This is a genomic window from Candidatus Peribacteraceae bacterium (genome assembly GCA_041661065.1).
GTDB lineage: Bacteria > Patescibacteriota > Gracilibacteria > Peribacterales > Peribacteraceae > CAIKAD01.
Window position 1 is genome coordinate 1 of sequence record JBAZVD010000001.1, and the last position, 15,953, is coordinate 15,953.

General features: G+C 60.3%; 17 protein-coding genes and 1 tRNA gene. 7 read left to right on the plus strand and 11 right to left on the minus strand.

What is annotated here, in order from left to right; translation table 11 throughout:
• Positions 1-501, plus strand: a 501-nt coding sequence (locus tag WC698_00005; protein MFA6038637.1) for a hypothetical protein, incomplete at its 5' end; no start/stop codon positions are given.
• Positions 502-523: 22 nt separating this feature from the next.
• Here the strand turns inward: WC698_00005 and WC698_00010 are convergent.
• Both WC698_00010 and WC698_00015 read right to left on the minus strand, forming a co-directional pair.
• Entirely contained in the window at positions 524-1,813 is a 1,290-nt protein-coding gene (locus WC698_00010; GenBank protein ID MFA6038638.1) for a hypothetical protein, read from the minus strand.
• Positions 1,806-2,285 carry a hypothetical protein gene (locus WC698_00015; GenBank protein ID MFA6038639.1) on the minus strand — a complete coding sequence of 160 codons (480 nt, stop codon included), beginning with the start codon at positions 2,283-2,285 and terminating at the stop codon, positions 1,806-1,808. Before WC698_00015 ends, WC698_00010 begins: the two co-directional genes overlap by 8 nt.
• A 208-nt stretch (positions 2,286-2,493) precedes the next feature.
• Here WC698_00015 and WC698_00020 point away from each other — a divergent pair, with 208 nt between their 5' ends.
• The gene (locus WC698_00020) at positions 2,494-3,054 is read left to right on the plus strand and encodes a GNAT family N-acetyltransferase (protein ID MFA6038640.1); all 561 of its coding nucleotides are present in this window, start codon (positions 2,494-2,496) and stop codon (positions 3,052-3,054) included.
• A 381-nt stretch (positions 3,055-3,435) separates the two neighbouring features.
• Here WC698_00020 and WC698_00025 read toward each other — a convergent pair.
• A tRNA-Glu gene (locus tag WC698_00025) sits at positions 3,436-3,510 on the minus strand.
• 219 nt (positions 3,511-3,729) lie between these two features.
• Here WC698_00025 and WC698_00030 point away from each other — a divergent pair.
• Complete coding sequence (locus tag WC698_00030) at positions 3,730-3,894, plus strand: hypothetical protein (GenBank protein MFA6038641.1); 165 nt, start codon at positions 3,730-3,732, stop codon at positions 3,892-3,894.
• A 64-nt stretch (positions 3,895-3,958) separates the two neighbouring features.
• On the opposite strand, the gene WC698_00035 is transcribed toward WC698_00030, so the two are convergent.
• The 4 genes from WC698_00035 to WC698_00050 form a co-directional block, all read right to left on the minus strand.
• Positions 3,959-4,255: a hypothetical protein gene (locus tag WC698_00035; protein ID MFA6038642.1), complete on the minus strand. Its 297-nt coding sequence runs from the start codon at positions 4,253-4,255 to the stop codon at positions 3,959-3,961.
• A gap of 369 nt (positions 4,256-4,624) precedes the next feature.
• A complete protein-coding gene (locus WC698_00040; protein MFA6038643.1) occupies positions 4,625-5,020 on the minus strand; it encodes a metallopeptidase family protein in 396 nt (131 codons plus the stop codon).
• A gap of 63 nt (positions 5,021-5,083) precedes the next feature.
• Complete coding sequence (locus WC698_00045) at positions 5,084-6,046, minus strand: hypothetical protein (protein MFA6038644.1); 963 nt, start codon at positions 6,044-6,046, stop codon at positions 5,084-5,086.
• On the minus strand, positions 6,033-6,485 hold the full coding sequence (locus WC698_00050; protein ID MFA6038645.1) for a hypothetical protein: 453 nt from the start codon (positions 6,483-6,485) through the stop codon (positions 6,033-6,035). Before WC698_00050 ends, WC698_00045 begins: the two co-directional genes overlap by 14 nt.
• Positions 6,486-6,584: 99 nt before the next feature.
• Between WC698_00050 and WC698_00055 the strand changes: the two genes are divergently transcribed.
• On the plus strand, positions 6,585-7,940 hold the full coding sequence (locus tag WC698_00055; protein MFA6038646.1) for a mechanosensitive ion channel domain-containing protein: 1,356 nt from the start codon (positions 6,585-6,587) through the stop codon (positions 7,938-7,940).
• Between the two features lie 129 nt (positions 7,941-8,069).
• Positions 8,070-9,068: a calcium/sodium antiporter gene (locus tag WC698_00060; GenBank protein MFA6038647.1), complete on the plus strand. Its 999-nt coding sequence runs from the start codon at positions 8,070-8,072 to the stop codon at positions 9,066-9,068.
• A gap of 649 nt (positions 9,069-9,717) precedes the next feature.
• Here the strand turns inward: WC698_00060 and WC698_00065 are convergent.
• The 3 genes from WC698_00065 to WC698_00075 form a co-directional block, all read right to left on the minus strand.
• Positions 9,718-10,371, minus strand: a complete 654-nt coding sequence (locus tag WC698_00065) for a queuosine precursor transporter (GenBank protein ID MFA6038648.1) — start codon at positions 10,369-10,371, stop codon at positions 9,718-9,720.
• A 130-nt stretch (positions 10,372-10,501) separates the two neighbouring features.
• On the minus strand, positions 10,502-10,714 hold the full coding sequence (locus tag WC698_00070; protein MFA6038649.1) for a DUF378 domain-containing protein: 213 nt from the start codon (positions 10,712-10,714) through the stop codon (positions 10,502-10,504).
• Positions 10,715-11,305: 591 nt separating this feature from the next.
• Positions 11,306-12,421 (minus strand): Fic family protein, encoded by a 1,116-nt coding sequence (locus WC698_00075; protein ID MFA6038650.1) that lies wholly within the window; start codon positions 12,419-12,421, stop codon positions 11,306-11,308.
• A 569-nt stretch (positions 12,422-12,990) separates the two neighbouring features.
• Between WC698_00075 and WC698_00080 the strand changes: the two genes are divergently transcribed.
• Together WC698_00080 and WC698_00085 are read left to right on the plus strand one after the other, a co-directional pair.
• A complete protein-coding gene (locus WC698_00080) occupies positions 12,991-13,806 on the plus strand; it encodes an ATP-binding cassette domain-containing protein (protein ID MFA6038651.1) in 816 nt (271 codons plus the stop codon).
• A gap of 13 nt (positions 13,807-13,819) precedes the next feature.
• The gene (locus tag WC698_00085) at positions 13,820-14,566 is read left to right on the plus strand and encodes an ABC transporter permease (protein ID MFA6038652.1); all 747 of its coding nucleotides are present in this window, start codon (positions 13,820-13,822) and stop codon (positions 14,564-14,566) included.
• Positions 14,567-14,771: 205 nt separating this feature from the next.
• Here WC698_00085 and WC698_00090 read toward each other — a convergent pair whose 3' ends face one another.
• Positions 14,772-15,953 (minus strand): class I SAM-dependent rRNA methyltransferase, encoded by a 1,182-nt coding sequence (locus tag WC698_00090; GenBank protein MFA6038653.1) that lies wholly within the window; start codon positions 15,951-15,953, stop codon positions 14,772-14,774.

Sequence of the window (15,953 nt, forward strand, 5' to 3'; positions counted from 1 at the left end):
CCTACCCCCTCCCCCCCCATGGACACCGCAATCCCCGTTGCCGCAGAACAGAAGATGGCTGCGCTGGAAAAATGGATGGCGCCGCTCTTCGCCAAGTTCCCGCACTTGCCCGAGAGCGCCCGGCAGACGATCGCCAATATTGCGCCCTGGATCGCCCTCATTTTCGGCGCCCTCGGCCTCCTCGCGCTCCTCTCCGCCGGGGCGATGGCCACCCTCTTCTCCTTCGCTTCCGTCGTTCTGCTGGCCAATGGCATCACGCCGCTCGTCCTCCTCATCACGGTCATCGCGGGCATCATCGCCTGCGCCCTGGAGCTGCTCGCGTTCAAACCGCTCGGCGCGCGGCGGAAGAAGGGATGGAACTATCTCTTCTACGGCACCGTGCTCACCACGGCGGCCACTCTCCTCAATATGGCTGTCGGTTACGGTTCACTGGGCAGCCTGGTGGGCTCCCTCATCGGCTTCTGGCTGCTGTTCGAAGTGCGGGGCTTGTACCACTCCTGATAGGCGGAAAGAGGTGTAGCACTCAGTACGCCGAAATGCCGTCGGTATCGCAGTGCTCGGGATCTTCGATGCACTTGTCCAGCGCCGTGGTCCGCTCGGCGCGCTTGGTGGCGAACTTCACCGTGGCGTCGAAGGTCTCCTTGCTGATCGTGGATATGGTGCTGCCGAACACGGGGACGTAGGAAGTGGCGTACTCCAGTCCCTTGCCCAAGTAGACGGCGCCGTGGAGGACCTTCGCCCTCTTCACGTCAATTCTCCCCTCGGCGACCAGCTTGTTGATCGCCTCGATCTTCCGGTACACCTCTGCGGCCTCGTCGTAGACCTTCTGCAGCTTCTCGATCTGTTCGGAGACCGCTTCGTACTGCTCCGATGCCGCGTCGTACTTCCCCTTGAGCCACTCCAGGTGCTCTATCCCCCGCTTGAGCTCCTTGCCCCCCTTCTCTTCCAGGTACTTCATGCCCCTCTTGGCCATCTCTTCCTTGTACTCCTCGATGTCGTCCCCGTAGAGGTCGTCCATGGTGTCGCTTGCGAAGTCGCCCGCCCCGTCTTTGATCTGGTCCATGAGGGTGTTGGCGTACTCGTCGAGGCGCTTGGAGGTTTCCTGCTGGTCCCGTATTTCCTCCATCTTCGCCAGTTGCTGGTTGATGTCCATGCCGGGGTTCTGCCCGCGGTAGGCGATGAATATCTTGGAGATCTCCGACTTCACGTCTTCATCCTCCACGTCCGCCATGATCTCCTCCCGCGCGGCCTTCATGAATTGCGACTGGGCGGCCGGGGAAGCGAACTCGAAGAGGTCCTTCTGCTTGGCGAGGAGGGCCGCCAGCTTCTCCTTTGCGCCTGCGTCCTCCGGGTCGGCGCCGGCGGCGCTCTTGGCCGCTTCCACCTCGTCCGTGATTTCCTTCAGCTTGTCCGCGGAAATGCCTCCCGCCACCTGTTCCTTGCACTGCCGGAAGGCGCTGCCCGAGAGCTTTTTGCACCCCGCCGGGTCCTCGTTCTTCACCGCTGCGCCCATGATGCACTCCTCCCGCGTGTAGGACAGGGGGCCGCCGCGGATCTGGTCGCAGGCGCCGTAATCCCCCGTGTTCTCCGCGATCATCAGGTAGCACTTGTCGCGGGGCGGGTTGCTGCCCTTGAACCCCTCCCCCTCGATCTTCTCGCACTCCTCCACCCGTCCCTGCTGCACGGCGGCGGACTGGTAACAGTGGTCGCCATCGGGGACGAAATCGCACACTACGGCCATCAGCTCGCCGATGCAGCCCGTGAGGGCCAGGGGGAGAAGGAGCAGGAGGAAACGGGAACAAGCCTTACGCATGGGATGGTGGGGAAGGGCGGCGGATGAAGGTCCAGGCGAGCCACGCCAGGGCGAGGGCGCCGACGATGAGGGAAGAGAGGAGCAACGGCATGGCCAGCGTGCCGATGATGCCGCGTGCGATGTCCGTGTACGGCTTCTCCCGGTACGCGAGCTGGTACCCGAGCGCCAGGAACGGGAGCATCACCAGGAGCACCACCACCGGATTGAGGAAGCGGAACCGCCGCAACCCCGCGAGGCGCTTGATGCCCGCCAGTAGGTACATGGCAGCCATGCACAGGAGCGCGAAGACGGGGCCAGCCGCCGGGCCGTACGTGGCGAAGATGCCCTTGATCGTCTCATTCCCTATCACGAGCGTCGAAGGCTTTTGCATAAAGAAGACCGCGGTGAACGCCGCGAGGAAGAGGAGGGACCACAGCAGCGGGCCCGCGGGCGAATGCAGGATGCCGCGCTTGGGTTGGGTGTTCTCCGTCATGGGGGCAGGGGGAAGAGGGATCCCTCCGGGGGGTCAACGGAAAGCCTACACCGTGCAAAAGCCGGGGGGAATCTCTGTTAAGTGGATGCCGCTTATCGTACGTCAAAACCATCATCTTCCCTTTGCACAGCCTTGATCACCCCGAAGCGTTTAACTGGGAAATTCTCGCTTTCCTTGATCGTCAAACTGGTAAAATAGACGTCCAGGCATGAATCCCTCCATTCACATCGTTCCGGCCTCTCTGAAGGACATCCTGCTGCTTGTTGAACAAGTTGAGGAATTCGCCGAAGCGGGTGAGCGGACAGAAGAGGAATACCGAAACAAGATCGGAAACGCCAAGTTTCTATGTCTCATTGGATACCTCAATAAGAAACCTGCAGGCTTCTTCATAGGCTATGACCGCTATCAAGATGGCTCTTTCTACTGTTGGAGGGTGGGAGTGCTTCCCGCTTTTCGTCGCAAAGGTCTTCTGAGGTCATTGATGCATTACGCCGAGAAATGGTCCGTGGATCAGGGTTTTCAGAAAATAAAACTCATCACGCGCAATTCTCGAAGGCCGATGCTGTCATATTTAATAACAGAAAATTATCATTTCACTGAAATCATTTTGAAAGAGACCATCGACGATAATCGGATCAGAGCTGAGAAACAAATCATTGCCGAGTCGCATAACCGAACGTTGGAAGCTACTCTTGTGGCTCAAACAGTTAAACGAGCGACAGCAATGACAGCAATAGATAGGAAGGAGAAGTATTCAGTTGCTCACTGACAAGAACATTGTAGATAAGATGTGACGCCTTTCTTCTCGTTACTTCGCTCACTAGAATGAGGCTGTGAATAGCTCTGTTGATAACATAAGGACTTCTCGGCACATTCTCCTTCTCGCCGATACCGATTCCTCCCAGTCGGAGCTCCTCCGGCAGTTCGTGAACAAACGTGCTGACATAGATATCCGCCTTGCCCATGGAACGCAGCAGGGGAAATCCTGCCATTCGTTCGTGATGAAATTCGCCAACATCGTAGTGTATTCCGTCGGAGGGAACAGTGTGCCGAAGAGGTCGACCCAACCGGGTCTGGAACCGCAATTCTGGGTCTCACGGATGCCGACTTTTTGGCTTAGGCAAGCGGGTCTAAAAGCACGCGCACGTAGTGGCAGCCCCACGGGGAATCGAACCCCGGTTACAGGAATGAGAATCCTGTGTCCTAACCGCTAGACGATGGGGCCCCGTACCAGACGTTCACTGCGTTCGCGTCGGTGCGGGGCAAGCCCCGTTCCAACGCGGGAGAGTGAACGAAGGGAAAGAACACTGTCACGTAACCGAGACAGGGCAAAGGAAGTATACGGAGGGGCAAGGGCTCTGCAAAGGGAAGATCCGGAGAAGAAAGACGCAAACCGGCGGAACCACGGAGCGTTCGCCTTGCCCGATCCTGTATCATTACCCCCATGCAGAAGATCAAGATCGAGCAGCACACGTTCACGGGCGGCCTGTGGTTCGCCCTTTGGCTCTTCACCATCGGCTTCCTCAAGCTGGGCTTTTGGAAGGGCGTCCTCGCGCTCCTCCTGTGGCCGTACTTCCTGGGGGTGGCGCTGAGCGGGCTCCTGGGATAGGGCGGAAGGGGCAATAAAAAACCGGCAGCGGATTGCTCCGCTACCGGTCTGTTCCTGAGAATCCTCAGGACGCTTGTTCTGTCTTGTGGCGTTTCTTCCACACCAATCCCTTGAGGTTGGGGACGTTGTATGTGTCCATCATCAAGTTTGCAAACACGATGACATAGACGATTCGAAACATCCACGTGTCCATCAAGGACTGGAGAAAAGCCGTCGGATCCGTGTTCGCGATGATCCCGATGGGGATAGACGCGAACATCAAGACCAAGGCCAGCACAATGCAGATCATCCCTGAGAGGAAGAGCGCAATGAGCCCGTTCACTGCCACGGAAACCAACAAATCGAACAATTTTCCAAACATGATTGGAATCCTTTCTGTCCCGTAGGACACAAAAAAACAAAGAACAAGGCGCCAGTGTAATTCTTTTCACTCCCGGGGCAAGGGCATTTTCATCCGTCACGCTCCACATCTTTTCCTCCATCCGTCAGTCTGCCTGCAGTGCGGACCGCGGCATCCTTCCCCTTCCCCTCTCAGGGGGCGCCCTTCCGTCTCCTCTTCCTCCACCGCTCCTCCATCGCGTGGATCTTGTCATGGTCCAGACCGAAGTAGTGGCCGATCTCGTGCCACCCGGCTGCGCGGCATGGGAGTAGAGGGGCATGGTGGGGGTTGCCGGTGTATCAGAAACGGCGATACCGCTTCGCCGCGGTGGCATCTTGTTCATAGATGGCGTCATTTTCTGTCATTCCGTCTGTCCTTCCTCCAACGTTTTTCCATTTCATGAATTTTTTCATGTCCGAGACCGAAGTAGTGGCCGATCTCGTGCCACAGGGTTTCGCGGATAAGGGAGGGGACATCCTCCGGCGATCCGGCCACAAGCTCGATGGATTCCCGGAAGAGGGTGATCTTGTCCGGCAGCTTGCCGCTGAACTCCCTCCCCCACGCCGTGCGCGGCACGCCTTCATAGAGGCCCAGGAGCACTTGTCCGCGCCGGATGGGCACGGCGCCCGGGCGGCGCATCGGCCGCTCCTCCACCACGACCACCACATCCTTCACTTCTTCGCGGATGTGCGCGGGGAGGGCTTCCATCGCTTCGCCGATGACGGTGTTGTAGAGGTCCTGTTCCATGCAGAAGAACGCACAGTATACGGTTCCCTGCGCGGAACGGCCACCGTTTGGGCATCGAAAGCGTCACACGCCCCGCGCCATCCCTTTCCGCGGCAGCGAGATGAAGAGTGTGTGTTCGGGGTCCTTGTGCTTGGTCCAGAATCGCCCCTGCGCGGCACTGAGGATTTCCCAAGAAACCGTGAGGTCCAAATCCCCCACATGGGGGGGCAGGTTGGGGAAGGCGTGCCGGGCTTCCGCGTCCGCGTCCTTCTTCAGCAGCATCGGCTGCCCCGTGTAGGTGATGCCGATGGTGATGTCGTCCTTCTCCAGCGGCTCGGCGTGCAGCACCACGGTGGTGTTCAGGTCACCCAGGCGCACGGCGGCGCCCAGGAGCGCGGCCAAGAGGTGGCGGATGAGCGGCTCATCCAGCCAAATGTCCACGTCCGTGGAAATCTGGCCGAAGCCGATGCGCTGGAGCTTGGCGGACGCCACCGCGTTCATGTCCCCCGCCGACCTCTTGAGGAGGGCGGTGAGATCCGCGGCCGTGGGGTTGTAGTGCACCAAGCCCCCGGACATCCGCATCACCTTGAGCAGCTCGTCCAGCAGGTTGATCAAGCGGCGGATGGCCGCGTCCATGTTCACGATGCTCTCCTTCTGTGCGCCGGAAATTGCCCCGAATTCCCCGGAGAGAAAGAGTTCGGTGAGCCACCGCAGCCCCGTGACGGGCGTGCGGATGGTATCCGTGGCCATGCGCACGAAGACGGATTTTTCCCGGTCGTTCTTGAGGTGCACGGCGATGATGTGGAAGTACACGGCCTGCACGGTGAACGTGGCCGTGAGGAGCACGATGAGGATGATGATGAAGACCGTGAGGGGGAGGAGGGGGTTTTCGCCCGGTGTCAGCTCCACCAACGCGCGCGAGGCGCCCGTGAGCAGGATGGAAGCCGCCATGGCCAGGAGGATGCCAGCGAGGAGGGGGCCGAGCACCGACTTGCGGAGGATGTGCTTCCAGGGGTGGCCGGCGGAGAGCGGGTCATTGTTCTTCATGGTCTTGGGGGGCGGCGGGGGCGTCCATGAATTCGTCCAGGCCCGGCAACGCGGTGACGTCGAATGGGGCGGTGGTGGGGGCGGCGATGCTCCAGATGCCCGCGATGAGGATGCTGCAGCCGCAGAGGAGCGGGACGAGGGGCGGGAGGTCGGTCAGGATGGCGAGCAGGAGCATGCTCACGCCGAAGAATGCGAAGAAAAGGGGGGAGAAGTCGCGGTGGCGGAAGAAGCTCTCCACCAGGCTGTACCCCAGCAGGAGCGTGAGCAGGAGGACGGCGGGGATGAGGAAGGGCGTGCGCAGGAGGGAAGCGATGCCGATGCTCGAAAGCAGCCGCAGCGACGTTTCCGCGGGAAGCCAGAGGATGAAGGCGAGGAGCGCGAGCAGGAGCGTCCCCGCAGCCGTGGTGAATGTTTCCCGGCGGGAGGCGTGCGGCTTCATCGGCAGACAGTGTGCCTCCGGGGAGAGCGGCGAGTAAATGGAAAATGCGGAGTGACCGTTTTGCATTTTGCATTCCTTCCCCGCTACACTCGTCACCTCATGAACCCCCGCGTCCTCTCTTTCGCCAGCATCTTCCTCGTGGCGCTGTGCTGCGCCGTTCCCCTTGCCTCCGCGGCGCAACCCGAGGTGGATATCACGCGCCTCAAGAACTACTACACGGAATACGTCAAGAATGAGCGCAACCGGAAGGTCTACGAGCCTTCCATCGCCACGGAACGCACCCGCATCCGTTCCCTCCTGGAGAAGGATCTTAACACCCTCATCCAGCCCACGGAAACGCCGGAGGGCGAGGAGGTGGAGGAAGGGAAGGCTTTGGAACGGCAGCGGCAGATCGTGGAAGACCTCACGAGCCGCCTCAACGAGAGCACGGTGGACCTCAACCTCCTCAACGACGAGGAGCGGTTCTATAAGGAGGGAGGGACCGGCGGCTCGGGCGTGTTCATGATCACCAAAAGTTATCCGGAACTGCTGGCCCGCAGGGTGGTGCTGGAGGAGGGCATCGACCTGTTCACTCCCGCCCTTTCGGCACAGCAGACGCGCCTCGGGAAGCTGCTCCTGGAGCAGCGCAACGCCAATATGACGCTCTTCTTGGGCATCCTGTGGTACCTGGGCGCGGTGCTGGCGGTGATCTGGGTGGAGCACTTCCTGCGCACCTTCGTCATCCTGCGCATCCCGCAACGCAAGATCCGCTACGCCTTGGCCAAGATCTTCACCACCGTGGTGTACCTGAGCCTGTTCTTCTGGATCTTCCAGCGCATCTACGCCGAGTTTCCGGGCTTCACCACCGTCTTCGCGGTCATCGGCGCGGCGCTCATCTTCATGCTCCAGGACCTCATCAAGTCCTTCCTGGGATGGCTCACGTACAAGGGGGCGCTCAAGCTGGGCGACCGCGTGACCATGGGCGAGGTGACGGGCGACGTGTTGGACATCGGCGTCATCCACACCACGCTCCTCGCATCCCGCGCGCCGAACCTGGGAGACGTCTCCCGGGCCGGGAAGGTCGTCCGCCTGCCCAATTCCCTCCTTCTCACGGGCAACTTGGTGAACTACCACAGCACCTCCGACTTCGAGAATGTGGAGATCCCCCTCTACCTTGCCGATGCCAAGCAGGGCCGGCAGGCCACGGACATCCTGGAGGAGATGCTGGAAGAGGAGACGAGCAAGTACACCCAGGACGCCATGCGCCAGATGGACCGGCGCATGCGCGGTTTCTACTTCTCCCAGGTCTCCCCCGCGCAGCGCGTGCACATGGAAATGACGGACAAGCGCGAACTGAAGCTTCTCCTCTGCTTCCCGGCGCCCATCGGGCAGCGGCGGACGGTCACCACACGCATTCTCCGCGAGGCGCTCGAGCGCCTGGAAAAGGAAGGAGTGCAACTGGCGAAGCCGGCGTGAGGCCGAAGCTGCGGGTCGATCCTTCGGCTTCGCTCAGGACAGGCGACCCGTGCGCATTCTAAGATGATGCGTCCGGGCAGCGCTCCTCCGGCCTTTTCGTCCATCGCCGGCTCGCGCTATGCTCTGTCCATGCTTCTCTCCATCCTGTTCATCGTCCTCGGCCTCCTTCTCCTCATCAAGGGGGCGGATTGGCTGGTGGAGGGCGCGGCGTCCATCGCCACGGCTTTGCGCGTCTCGCAGCTCACGATAGGGCTCACCATCGTGGCGTTCGGCACGTCCCTGCCCGAGCTCACGGTGAACCTGTTCAGCAGCTTCAGCGGCGCCAACGACATCGCCATTGGGAACGTGGTGGGGAGCAATATCTGCAACATCCTCCTCATTCTGGGCATTTCCTCCATCCTCGCGCCCCTTGCCGTGCAGACCTCCACGGTGTGGAAGGAAATTCCGCTCTCGCTCCTGGCTGCGGGCATCCTGTTCGCACAGGCGAACGACATCCTCATCGACGGCGCGGATGCCTCCATCCTCTCGCGCACGGACGGGCTCACCTTCCTTGCGTTCTTCGTCATCTTCCTGTGGTACATCGCGGGCATGCGCAGGCTGGATCCCGCTGATGACAAGGATGAAGGGGAGCACCACAGCGGCTTCTGGACGTCCTGCGGCTTCATCGCCCTGGGCTTGGTCCTTCTCATCGGCGGGGGAAGGCTCACCGTCATGGGAGCGACGGCGATCGCGGAGCTCCTGGGCGTATCGCAGGCGCTCATCGGGCTCACCATCGTGGCGGTGGGGACGTCGCTCCCGGAACTCGCCACGTCCACTGTCGCGGCCGTGAAGGGCAAGGCGGACCTGGCCGTGGGGAATGTGGTGGGGAGCAACATCTTCAATATCTTCTGGATTCTGGGTGTGAGCTCGCTCATCAATCCGCTGCGGTTCGAGCCGGCCATGAACGTCGATTTGCTCATGGTGGTCATCGCCACCCTCATGCTCTTCCTGTTCACCCATACGGGGTGGCTGCACAGGCGTCTCCTCTTCTGGCGGCAGCGCAAAGGCCACGTGATCACACGGTCGGAAGGCTGGACGATGTTGGCATCGTATGCGCTCTACGTGGGGTATTTGGTGTGGAGGGGGTGATGACGAGGAATGGCTGCCAGTTGCGGGTCGATCCTTCGGCTTCGCTCAGGACAGGCGACCCGCGCTCTCCAAAAAAACGCCTCCTCGTTCCGGGGGAAGAGGCGTTGGGGGTACAGAGAGATGAGGGTTAGGCGGGGAAAGCGGCCAGGGCTTCTTCTCTGTTCGCATGGATGGGTACCGTTCTGTCGATGTGCGTAGCCGTACAAGTGATACGAGTTTTGTCATTCATCCCGAAGACTCGGAACTCGATTGCCGCTTGTTGGCATTGTTGTGACATCCATTCAAAAGCTCTGATGAGCTCTGCGCTATTCACTCGAACGTGACTGACATCCAGAAGCACTTTTCCCCGTAATTGAGGAAGGAGTTGGAGAAATCCTTCCTGGAGTAACCTCCTGTCTTCCTCGAAGAGGATCTCCTGTTTCACAATGGAAATCACATCGACGCCCTGGTGGTCTTCGAGGAAAAAATTTTCCGTTTGTCCACGAGTACACATGACGAGCCCCCTTTGCAAAAGATCGAGTGATCGAATAAATCTGTACCTAAGTAGATCGTACAATTCTCTTACGTCTTGTCCACTTCCGGGGAAGGAAGGGGAAGATAAGCTCTTCCCGTTGCGGAAAAGTCACAGCAGGGTTCCGTGTCTCCGGGATCACTTCTCCCCTTTCTTCAGCCATTTGACGCCCGCGTACACGAAGGGTGTTTCGATCACGGACATGGCGCACTTGAGGAGCCAGTACGGTACGAGGAGGCCCACGATGAACGAGAAGTTCTCGCCGAATCCCTTATCGAAGGCGTAGAACGCGGCGAACATGAAGATCACCGTATCCAGGAACTGCGCCACGAAGTTGCTCGCGTTGTTGCGCAGCCACAGCGACCCGCTCCCCAACGCCTGGCGGATCTTGACGAAGATGAAGAGGTCCGTGAATTCGGCGATGGCGAAGGCGAGGAGGCTCGCGAACGACATGCGGGCGGAGAAGCGGAAGACGGTGTCGTACGCCTCTTCCGTGGGTGCGAAGCGGGCGGAGGGCGGAAGGACGGTGGCAAGGAGGGAGAACAAGAAGAGGAGGGCCACCACCACAAGCCCGGCGCGGATCACACTGCGGGTGCGTTCACGTCCGTACACTTCCGTGATGACGTCGTTGATGGTGAAGACGAGGGGAATGGTGAAGATGGCCACGCTGGCGTTCACCTTCAGCCAGTCGAGTTGGAGCAGCGGAAACGTCTTGGCTCCCATGAGTTCCGACACCGCGATGCAGAACATGTAGAGGGCGATGAGCAGATCCATCTTCCGGATATTCTTCATGGGAAAAGGGGGGAGAGAAAACGCAGCGCACGGCGCCCGCACGCCGAACCAGCGTAGCTTTCCTATCCGTTAGGGCAAGACAAACCAAAACAGGCGCAACGGAAGCGTTTTTTTCATACGATGGAAGGGGTCAGGCCTTCGGACCGGCCATTTTGGCCACCCATCCGATGACGATGTACACCGCGGCGAGGCCCACCAGGCCGTAGACGACGCGCGAGACCACCGACATGGCGCCGAACAGGGCGGCTACGACGTCATACTCCATGACGGAGATGAGGCCCCAATTAAGGCCGCCGACCACGAGGAGCACCAAAGCCAACATCCCGAGTGTTCTTTTGTTCATAAGGGTGGGGGAAGAGGGAACCCAAGACGGGTTAACCTTACATTCTCCCCCGCCTGTGCCCCTTTGCAATACCGTCCGGCCGGAGTTGGGATGGAATAACACTTTCGTCACACGGCGGATCGTCTGTTTCTCATGTGAATGGCGCTCACATATGACGATAAATATGTTAAAAATACTGTATGAGATTAACATATGTAGTTGTGAGTGTTTACTGCTGACAACTTTCCCCTTTCTTTTGTCAGGGCGACAAAAGAAAGGGGGAAAGAAAAGCGCTCCGCCGCCGAACTCCCCACCGCCCGGCCCTGTGCCTCCTCGTCAGCCCCTCCAAGGTTTCGGGGCTGCCTCGTCGGCTGCCGTATCGAAACAGGGCCTTCCCCGTCACCCCCCGCGGCGGCGGTACCTCTCCAGTTTTTTCTTGAAGATAGCTCCGCGGCCAGCCAGCGGGGCGCGGCTCCGGCCGTTGTTTGTTTCTGTTTTGTTTGCGGCGGCGGTACCTCTCCAGTTATTTCTTGAAGATAGCTCCGCGGCCAGCCTGCGGGGCGCGGCTCCGGCTAATGTAGGTGTATGTTTTTTTCTGTAGCAATGAGGCATTCACGAGAGCGCCTTGAGGAACTCCGTGGAGTAGAAGACCTTCTGCCTCCCCTCTTTCTTCTCCTGCAGCATGCCCATCTTCGCAAGGGTCAGGAGGTACTTGGAGGCCGTTTGGCGCGCGGAGAGGCCCAGGGATTCCTGCACGAAGTCGATGGTGAGGAGAGGGCGAGAGAACATGCAGAGGATCAAATCGTGGGCGTTGGGGAACTTCTTCTTGAGCGCCTGTTCCGTCTTCTGCATCAGCGCTTCTATGTTGCTCACGGTATTGGCCGTCTCCGCCGCCTGTTCCTCCACGCCCTTGAGCATGAAGAGCACGAACGGCCCGAAGTCCTGCGTCTTGGTGGTCTGGCGGAAGAGGCGGTAGTACTCGTTCTTGTGCCGCTCGATGTAGCCGCTGAGGAAGAGCACGGGCGCCCGCACGCGGCGCTTGAGGATCAAATACAGGATCATCAGAATGCGTCCCACGCGGCCGTTGCCATCCAAAAACGGGTGGATGGATTCGAACTGGTAGTGGACCACGGCCATCTTGATGAGCGGGTCCACGTCCTCCCAATCCTCATTGATGTACTTCTCCAGGTTCGCGAGCAACAAGGTGGCCGTCTTCCCCTCCGGGGGCGTGTAGAACACCTCCTTGGTGTTCTCGTTCCACAGATGCACGCCCTTCTCGCGCAACCCTTCCTTCTTGGGTTCGATGAGCTTCTGGATCTCCAGGATGTGGTGTGCGCTCAGGCGGCCTTTGGCCACGTACTCCAGTCCCTTGAGCATCGCCTCGCGGTAGTGGAGCACTTCCTTGGCCGGCCCCTTCTGCTGCTTCTCCGGCAGCACCTCCGCCTCGAACACCTCGCGCACGGTGGTGTTGATGTTCTCGATCCCCGCACTCGCCACCGATTCGCGGACGAGCAGGGGGTGCATCAACAGGAAGAGGTTGGGGAGCTTGGTGGCGAGCGCATCCAGCTTGGAGAGCGCGATGTTGCTCAGGTTCACCTGCTTGAGGAGGGCGACCTGGTCGAAATCGTACTTGGGGGGGAGGTGGGGGAGGGCGTTGAACGGCTTGCGGGGATCGAACGTCGATGCACCCGAAACGGTGCGGGAACGGTGGAGGAGCGGAATTTTCATGGAAGAAGGGGGGTTCTGCCACATGTTACCTTCTGTAACATGAGACTTATAATATGTTAATATTAACAGTTTGAATTAACATATGAAAGAGGACATGTGCATCCCGTTCACATATCCCCTTGCGCAGTTTCAAGAGTCATTATGCCGCGTTCAATGCTTTCCGGACGTACTCCATCGTTATTCGCTTCGCGTTTATCATCATAGGGAGTTGGTTGTTCTCGAGGATTGAAGTGTGACAGCCCCCCTTTCTTTTGTCAGGGCGACAAAAGAAAGGGGCAAAGAAAAGCGCTCCGCCGCCGAAGCTCCCCCGCCCGGCCCTGTGCCTCCTCGTCAGCCCCTCCAAGGTTTCGGGGCTGACTCGTCGGCAGGCCATGTCGAAGCAGGGCCTTCCCCTTCACCCCCCGCGGCGGCGGATGCCTTCCGGCTGTCTCTCTATGGGGGGGGTCTGTTGCGTGTCTCTGGAGCATAGATCCCCCCATGTTTGTAGATTGTTTGTTTCTGTTCAAGTGAGGGAGAAAGAGGGTGTTGATGATTGTTCGATCACCTAAGCATCTGTATGCTCATTGCCCATGACGGAGCAGACGACGCAGAATGCCATCATCGAGGCGAAGGAGCTGACGAAGAAGTTCGGCACGCTGACGGCGGTGGACAATGTGTCGTTCTCGGTCAAAGCCGGGGAAATCTTTGCGTTCCTCGGCCCCAACGGGGCGGGGAAGACCACCACCATCAAGATGCTCACCACCTTGCTCCATCCCACGAGCGGCGAGATACAGCTGAACGGCTTCGATCCCCGTTATCAGCAGGATGCGGTGCGCAAGTCCTTCGGCATCGTGTTCCAAGATCCCAGCCTCGATGACGAACTGACGGCGTGGGAGAATCTGGAGCTCCACGGCGTCCTCTACGGCGTGCCGAAGGGGTTGCGGCGGGAGAGGATGGGTCAGCTCCTGAGGATCGTGGAGTTGGAAGACCGGCGCAACGACCAGGTGAAACACTTCTCGGGCGGGATGCGGCGGCGGCTGGAAATAGCGCGGGGCCTCCTTCATCATCCCAAAATCCTCTTCCTGGACGAGCCGACCATCGGGCTGGACCCCCAGACCCGGAACCACCTGTGGTCCTATGTCATGGGGCTCAACCGCACCGAGGGCATAACGGTTTTCCTCACCACCCATTATATGGAGGAGGCGGAGAAGGTGGCGGGGCGCATCGCGGTGATCGACCACGGGAAGATCGTGGCGCTGGGGACTTCCGCCGAGCTCAAGACGCAGACCGGGCAGCCCACGCTGGAGGATGCGTTCCTCGCCCTCACCGGCAGCGCGATCCGCGAGGAAGAAGCGGGGGCCTTGGACCAGTTGCGCATGCACCGGCGCATCATGGGCAGAAAGTAACCATCCCATCCTCATGAGAACCATGTACATCCTCTGGCTCAGGCAAATAAAGCGGTACAGCCGCTCGCGCTCCCGTATTGTCGGATCACTGGGACAGCCGCTCCTCTTCCTGGTGGCGCTCGGCTTCGGCTTCGGGCCCGTTTTCGAAAAAGCGGGGGGCGGCAATTACGTCCAATTCCTCGCGCCGGGGATCATCGCCATGAGCATCCTCTTCACGGCCATGTTCTCCGGGGTGGAGATCATCTGGGACCGGCAGTTCGGGTTCCTTAAGGAGACGCTCGTCGCTCCCGTGCCGCGCCTGCACATCATGATCGGCCGCACGCTGGGCAGCGCCACCGTGGCGTTCCTGCAGGGGATCGTGGTGTTCCTCATCGCCATGGTCGTGGGGTTCCGGCCCGATCAATGGGCCTTGCTGCCCGTTACCCTGCTTACGATGTTTCTCCTCGCGTTGCTCTTCACGGCGTTCGGGACGGCTCTTGCCTCGCTTATGGAGGATTTCCACGGCTTCCAGTTGATCATGAACTTCCTCGTGATGCCGCTCTTCTTCCTTTCCGGAGCGCTCTTTCCCCTGGAGGACCTGCCCCCCCTCCTCGATGTCCTCACCAGGATCGATCCCCTCACGTATGGCATCGATGCGCTGCGCGGGTCCCTCATCGGCATGGGGCACTACCCGTTGGTGTTGGATATGGGAATCCTGACGCTTCTCGTCGTCGCCCTCATGATCACAGGGAGTTGGTTGTTCTCGAGGATTGAAGTGTGATCCTCTCTTTCTTTGTCGCGACAAAGAAAGGGGGCAAGAAAACGCCCGCGCCCCGAAGGGAACGGCACGGATCTGTTTACGTAGCGATGCCTGAGCCGCACCGGCTGGAAGAGAAAAAGGGGTATCCGCTAACCTGTTCTTTTCTTCTCGTTCCGCGGCCAGCCTGCGGGGCGCGGCTCCGGCCACTGTTTGTGTTTGTTGTTTGTCACTCCACCCACAGCAACAATGATTTCAGATAGTCAGTCTCCGGGTGGAAAATGTTGATCGGATGGTCGAAGGCGTGGCGGTGCTTCTGCAGGATCTTCACGGTGCGGTCGGCCTGGCGCGCGGCGTGGAATACCGCCGTCTGGAAGAGCGTTATATCCATCTGGTAGCTGCAGGAGCAGGTGAGGAGCAGGCCGCCCGGGGGGAGCGCCTGCATGGCCATGCGGTTGATGTCGGTGTAGGCGGCCTTGGCCGGCTCGATATCGCTGCTGCGCTTGGCGAAGGCGGGAGGGTCCAGCACGATGAAATCGTACGGCTTGGGGAGGGGCTTGCGGCGCAGGAAGTCAAAAGCATTCTCCCGGTACGTCACAAACCGGTCCTCCGCGAAGCCGTTGAGGGCGGCGTTCTCCTTCGCCCGTTCCAGCGCGTCCCCGTCGTAATCTACGGCGTCAGCGGAGACGGCGCCGCCGGCGAGGGCGGACAGGGCGAAGCCCCCCACGTAGCTGAAGCAATCTAGCACGGTCCGTCCCGGCGCCAATTGCCTGACCAACGACCGCATCTCGCGCTGGTCCAGGAAGAGCCCCGTCTTCTGGCTCCCCGCCAGGTCGATGATGGAACGCACGCCGCGCTCCGCGACTTCCAGGCGCGTGCCGCCCGTCCCGCGCAGCCATCCCTCCTTCCCCTCCATCCCTTCCTTCTTGCGCGCGGGCCCCGTGGACTTTTCGTAGATGCCCCGCGGCGAGACCAGCTCCCCCAGCACGTTCACCACCCACTCGCGCAGGCGGTCCATCCCCAGCGTGGTCAACTGGACCACCAGGATGTCGCCGTACGCGTCCACGATGAGGCCGGGGATGCCGTCCCCTTCCGCGTTCACCAGGCGGAACGCGGTCACGTCGCCGCCGTCGAAGAACGTGCGGCGCATCTCCACGGCGCGCTTGATGGTCCTCTTCATCGCCTGCAGCGGGTCACCTTGCTCGAACGCCACGGCGCGGCCGCAAATGAAGGAGCGGGGGTTGTAGGTGGCGTAGCACAGGAACTCGCCCGCGGCGCTCCGCACTTCCACGATGGAGCCGTTGGGGGCGTCGGGGAACGTTTCCACGGCGTTCTTGAAGATGGCATGGTGCCGGTTCTTCAGGTGGATCTCCCGTTCAGGCTTGAGGGTGAGGATGGGGTGGTCAGCCAT